This is a genomic window from Massilia orientalis (assembly GCF_030411975.2).
In the GTDB taxonomy this organism is placed as follows: domain Bacteria; phylum Pseudomonadota; class Gammaproteobacteria; order Burkholderiales; family Burkholderiaceae_D; genus Telluria; species Telluria orientalis.
In genome coordinates this window covers 1-3,569 of record NZ_JASNRB020000067.1, presented here as the reverse complement: position 1 = coordinate 3,569, position 3,569 = coordinate 1, and the positions used below count along the sequence as shown (strand labels likewise).

Here is a 3,569-nt window from a genome sequence, read left to right as displayed (position 1 = left end):
TACCTTCACTCATTCGCTGTCATCCTTTCGCGGACGACAGCTTAAACCACCGTCTCAAATTCGGGGTCCACTATAGACGTCGCGAGATGGAAGGCGCAAGGACTCGGCCTTGGCGAGGGCGCACACTACAAACCCTGGATCGACGTTCGATGTTTTTCGTCGAGAGGGCGGATGAGCCGTCGACTCGGTGTGACGACCGGCCGGGTGCACCACCTTTTTTCCGATAACGAAAGTTGCTTCTTTCTGCTGGCGGATTACGCGGCCGACGTCGTGGACATTCGTGAGCAATTTCCATTGTTTCCTGAGTCGGCAACCCAGCGCGTTGCATCATCGTTGGGAGTCCGTCACCCAAGCTATCCGCGAAGCCGAACGCCGATCGTCATGACGACGGATTTTCTGCTCACGAGGATTGATAAGGCCGGCAAGCGATCCCTGGTAGCCGTTAGCATCAAAAGCGCGGACGACCTGCGCGGCCGAAGCCGGAAATCTGTGCTGATCAAACTGGAGATCGAGCGACGGTATTGGCTTGTGCGCGGCATTCCATGGTACCTATTCACAAATGCCGAATTCGACAAGACCGTCATCGACAACCTGGAGTGGCTCAGTTACTTCATGGTGGAGCATGATGTCGATCGTGATGCTTTCGATGCGCAGCTGCCCCGGTTTCTCGCGGCGTTCCACACCCCGTCCTTACAAGGGCTCACACTCGCGGACCGCCTGCGCGAATGCGCGGCAGCGTTCGGTGCTGCTGTTTCCCCTGAACTGGCGACGGACATGTTCCGCTATTGCGCCTGGCACAAATTGATCAACCTGGACCTGCGTGTGCCGATCGGTTTGCGCTGTACTCCGGTGATCCTGCCCGCCGCATCCGACCCGCGATTCACTTCGGCTCAAGAAGGTGGCCACAATGGATCTATTGTGTCCTGCTGAGGTATTCGAGCCGGTGCCAGGCGTTGTAGACACAGGCTTTACGTGCCCGCAGCGTGTTCTGTGGGTCGTGCCAGATGAAGACGTGCTCGTCACCATCGGCATGCAAAAGCCGTTGAAGAAACCGGATGTGCATAGCCTGCAGGAGGTGATGGGGCTCCTGAACGATGGAATGTTGCAGCGAATCCAAGTGAAGTTGAGGCCCTATCTATTCCAGCCCGAGGAAGCGATCTTGCGCCGAAGCCTGGACGTCAGGGATCGAGCCTGGGCGATCATTGAACCTCTGGTGCGCGAAGACTGCATTCCCGAAATTTATCTGCCGCGCACCCGTGGCCGCCTGATCCTGGCGCGCGCTGCGGAATTGGAGCTCGACCCCAAGCAGGTGTATCGGCCTTTGTACCGGTATTGGGCGTACGGAAGCTGTATCGACGCGTTGATTGCGTGCTATGACTTGTGCGGTCCGTCCGGGCAGGCGCAGCAGGCGGGATCGAACAAGCGCGGCCGGCGGCCGGACCGGGTCAAACTGCAGGACGATCCATCGTTACTCGGACCGTCGAGAGTCGAGGTCCGGACGAAAATCGTCCAGGGTATTCATGACTTCCTGAAGCCCGGTGTGACGATCAAGAAGGCCTGGGAAGACACCAAGCAAACCTACTTTAAAACCGCCGAGATGGCACACGGAAATCTGCTGGTCCCGATGCCACCTGAAGCGCACGAAGCACCGTCGCTGCACCAGTTCAAACAGGTCGTGAAGGAGATGGATCAGAATTTTGCGCTTACCAAGCGCAACATCAGCACGACCACCTGGAACCTTAAGCATCGCGGAGTGCTGGGATCTTCTAGGAATCGGGTATTCGGGCCCGGGGCACGGTTCGAGATCGACGCGACTATCGTCGACGTCTACCTGGTATCGGTGTTCAACCGCGCCTGGCTGATCGGGCGGCCCGTCCTGTATGTCGTGGTCGACGTCTTCTCCCGGATGGTGGTGGGCTTTTATCTCGGGCTCGAGGGGCCGAGTTGGGAAGGCGCCAGGTTGGCATTGTTTAATGCATTCTCGGACAAGGCCGATTTCTGCCGGCAGTTGGGCATCGACATCAGCCCGGATCTCTGGCCGTGCCGTCATCTGCCTCACAAGCTTCTGTGCGATAACGGAGAGCTGAAATCCAAGGCGTCGGATGCGTTGCCGAAAGAGTTCGGTATCACCATCCAGAACGCCGCGGTTCGCAGGCCTGACTGGAAGCCCAATGTGGAGCAGCAGTTCAACCTCATCAATAATGACACCATCCATTTCGAGCCGGGGGCATTGAACCGCAGGCTGGACGAGATGAAACGACGCCACTGTTCACTCGACGCTTCGCTGACAATCCCTGAGTTGAGCCGGATCCTGGCAAACAAGTTGATCAAGTACAACCTGTCTGCTTACCACGCTGACGCAATACCCAATGAAATGCTGGGCGAGAATCTCATGGATGCGACCCCGCTAACGGTTTGGAATTGGGGTATGGAGCACCTGACGGGAGGAGCGAAGGTGCTCGAAAAACAGAGGGTCTGGACGAAGCTGTTACCGGCCGCAACCGCATCGGTCCGGCGTGACGGTATCTATTTTCATGGGCGCCGTTACGCTTGCGAGCGAGCTGTCCGCGAAGAATGGTTTGCACGCGCAAGAACGAACGGCAAGGTCGAACCGATCGAGATCCGGCATCTGCCGTATGCGCCCGCGTACATCTGGATTCTCAACGCCACGTCACGCGAGTGGGAGCCCTGCGAACTGTTGGATAACAACGAGAAATATCGGCTCGCCCGTCTGGAAGAGATGCTTGATCGCGCCAAGTTGCTTGGGCTGGAGGCGGATCGCAAGGCTTCGGAGTTGCGGCAGGTGTGTGCCACGCTGGACGCTGGGTGCGATGCGATCACGGCGGCCGCAAAGACGGCCGCGGCGCAAGCCAAGAAGGGACTGAGCAAGACCGAGAAGAAGGCGAATGTGCAATCGAACCGGACCTTCGAGAAAACTGCCGAGCGAGTCGAACACGCGCGTGATGCAGCGCAGTCGTATTGCGATCCGCCACCGCAGGACAATGTGGTGAAGTTGCGGCCCGATATGCGAAAACAAAACCCGCTCGACGACATCTGGGGTCTGTAACGGACCGGCTCCGGGAGCGGTGGCCATGATGGAGCAGCAGATGAGTACCGATCATTCTTCTCCCACGTATGCCGAGCAGAATATCGCGGAGTATCGCGATAACCCGTTGATCGAGTCCCTGCCCCCGATTCTCACGGAGAAGGAAGCCGCGAGGGCGATGATCCTGCGTCCGCAGATCCAACCAGAAGAGCGTGCGATGTCGACCGAGGAACGCTGGCACCTCCTTGCACGGCTCAAGTATGTCGTGATTCCTCGCCTGATTTTCTATGACGTGGAACGCACTATCTCGCGCCTGCTCCGGGCGGGCTACGTCGTCCGCAATCCGATCGAGGCGGCGACCTGGCGCAGCATCTATACCGCCCAAGATCGCGAGCAGTGGCGAAACCTCGACTGGCAATTGATCCCGTGCGAATCGCAACTGCTCATTATAGTGGACCCCGAATTTGAGACGGTGGTTTAAGCTGTCGTCCGCGAAAGGATGACAGCGAATGAGTGAAGGTAA

The 3,569-nt window shown here is 58.1% G+C and carries 3 protein-coding genes; all 3 read left to right on the top strand.

Features of this window, described 5'->3' with window-relative positions; all coding sequences use genetic code 11:
* Window positions 1-171 precede the first annotated feature (171 nt).
* The 3 genes from QPK29_RS33345 to QPK29_RS33335 all read left to right on the top strand — a co-directional run bounded on the left by QPK29_RS33345 (window position 172) and on the right by QPK29_RS33335 (window position 3,527).
* The gene (locus QPK29_RS33345) at window positions 172-930 is read left to right on the top strand and encodes a TnsA endonuclease N-terminal domain-containing protein (RefSeq protein WP_371772417.1); all 759 of its coding nucleotides are present in this window, start codon (window positions 172-174) and stop codon (window positions 928-930) included.
* A gap of 82 nt (window positions 931-1,012) precedes the next feature.
* On the top strand, window positions 1,013-3,067 hold the full coding sequence (locus tag QPK29_RS33340; RefSeq protein ID WP_371772416.1) for a hypothetical protein: 2,055 nt from the start codon (window positions 1,013-1,015) through the stop codon (window positions 3,065-3,067).
* Between the two features lie 25 nt (window positions 3,068-3,092).
* On the top strand, window positions 3,093-3,527 hold the full coding sequence (locus QPK29_RS33335) for a hypothetical protein (protein ID WP_371772415.1): 435 nt from the start codon (window positions 3,093-3,095) through the stop codon (window positions 3,525-3,527).
* The last annotated feature ends 42 nt before the right edge of the window (window positions 3,528-3,569 follow it).

Coding starts and splice junctions, on each gene's coding strand:
- QPK29_RS33345 (WP_371772417.1), top strand. CDS start 172: ATGAGCCGTCGACTCGGTGTGACGACCGGCCGGGTGCACCACCTTTTT.
- QPK29_RS33335 (WP_371772415.1), top strand. CDS start 3,093: ATGATGGAGCAGCAGATGAGTACCGATCATTCTTCTCCCACGTATGCC.